This is a genomic window from Rhodococcus sp. P3_B8 (assembly GCF_056402775.1).
The window spans coordinates 1-1,515 of the sequence record NZ_JBFUGT010000611.1 but is presented as its reverse complement, the minus strand read 5'-3'; the positions used below and the strand labels follow the sequence as shown (position 1 = coordinate 1,515).

Sequence of the window (1,515 nt, the reverse complement as noted above, 5' to 3'; positions counted from 1 at the left end):
GGCTGGGAGGTCGCCGAGGGCCCGGAGGTGGAGACCGAGCACTTCAACTTCGATGCCCTCAACTTCCTGCCCGATCACCCCGCGCGGACGATGCAGGACACGTTCCACATCGCACCGGAGGGCTCGCGCCAGGTGCTCCGCACGCACACGTCGCCGGTACAGGTGCGGACCATGCTCTCGCGCGAGGTGCCGATCTACGTGGTGTGCCCCGGGCGGACGTTCCGCACCGACGAACTCGACGCAACCCACACCCCGGTCTTCTCTCAGGTGGAGGGTCTCGCCGTCGACAAGGGCCTCACCATGGCCCACCTGCGCGGCACGCTCGACGCGTTCGCCCGCGCACTGTTCGGTCCCGAGACCCGCACCCGGATGCGCCCGAACTACTTCCCGTTCACGGAACCGTCCGCCGAGGTGGACGTCTGGTTCCCGAACAAGAAGGGTGGCGCAGGCTGGGTCGAGTGGGGCGGCTGCGGAATGGTCAACCCGAATGTGCTGCGCGCCTCCGGCATCGACCCCGACGTGTACACCGGGTTCGCGTTCGGCATGGGGCTCGAGCGCACACTCCAGTTCCGGAACGGGATCCCGGACATGCGCGACATCGTCGAGGGCGACGTGCGGTTCACGCTGCCCTTCGGTGTCCAGGGCTGACTTCGCGTCACCCGAATCCCGCCCACCACAGTCACGACATCTTCACGAACGAGAGAGCTGAGCAGACGTGCGAGTAGCGCAATCCTGGCTGACCGAGATCCTGCAGCGTGCCACCCCGGACTGGGACGTCACCGCCGAGGAACTCGACGCAGGTTTCGTCCGGGTCGGGCTCGAGGTCGAGGAAGTCGACCGGCTCGAGCCCGTCGACGGCCCCCTCGTGGTCGGCAAGGTTCTCGAGATCACCGAGCTCACCGAGTTCAAGAAGCCGATCCGCTTCTGCAAGGTGGATGTGGGGGCGGCCGAGCCGCAGGGCATCGTGTGCGGCGCCCGGAACTTCGCCGTAGGCGACCTCGTGGTGGTCGCACTCCCCGGCGCAGTCCTTCCCGGTGGTTTCGCCATCGCGTCCCGCAAGACGTACGGGCAGGTCTCCGACGGGATGATCTGTTCGGTGGCCGAACTCGGCATCGGCAAGGACCATTCGGGCATCCTCGTCCTCGAGCCGGGCACCGCGCTCCCCGGCGCGGACGCCAACGAGTTGATGGGCCTGCACGACACGGTCATCGAACTCAACATCACCCCGGACCGAGGCTACTGCTTCTCCGTCCGCGGGCTCACCCGTGAACTGGCGTGCGGGTTCGACCTCGACTTCGCCGACCCGGCGTCGGTGGCGCCGTACCCGGCGGAGGGGGAGGCCTGGCCGATCCGCGTCGAGCCGGAGTCGAAGGCGACGCGTTTCGCCGCCCGCCGGGTGACGGGTATCGATCCGAAGGCGGTCAGCCCGTGGTGGCTGCAGCGCCGCCTGCTGCTGTCGGGGGTCCGCCCGATCTCGCCGGCCGTCGACGTCACCAATTACGTTCTGCTCGAACT

Annotated in this window: 2 protein-coding genes; both read left to right on the top strand. The window is 68.3% G+C overall.

Going from position 1 to position 1,515, the window contains the following annotated elements; genetic code table 11:
• On the top strand, nt 1-648 hold a 648-nt coding region (gene pheS / locus AC1D1G_RS45075; RefSeq protein WP_477956929.1), incomplete at its 5' end, for a phenylalanine--tRNA ligase subunit alpha.
• A 67-nt stretch (nt 649-715) separates the two neighbouring features.
• Nucleotides 716-1,515: phenylalanine--tRNA ligase beta subunit-related protein (locus AC1D1G_RS45070; protein WP_477956928.1), on the top strand; the 800-nt coding region annotated here is incomplete at its 3' end.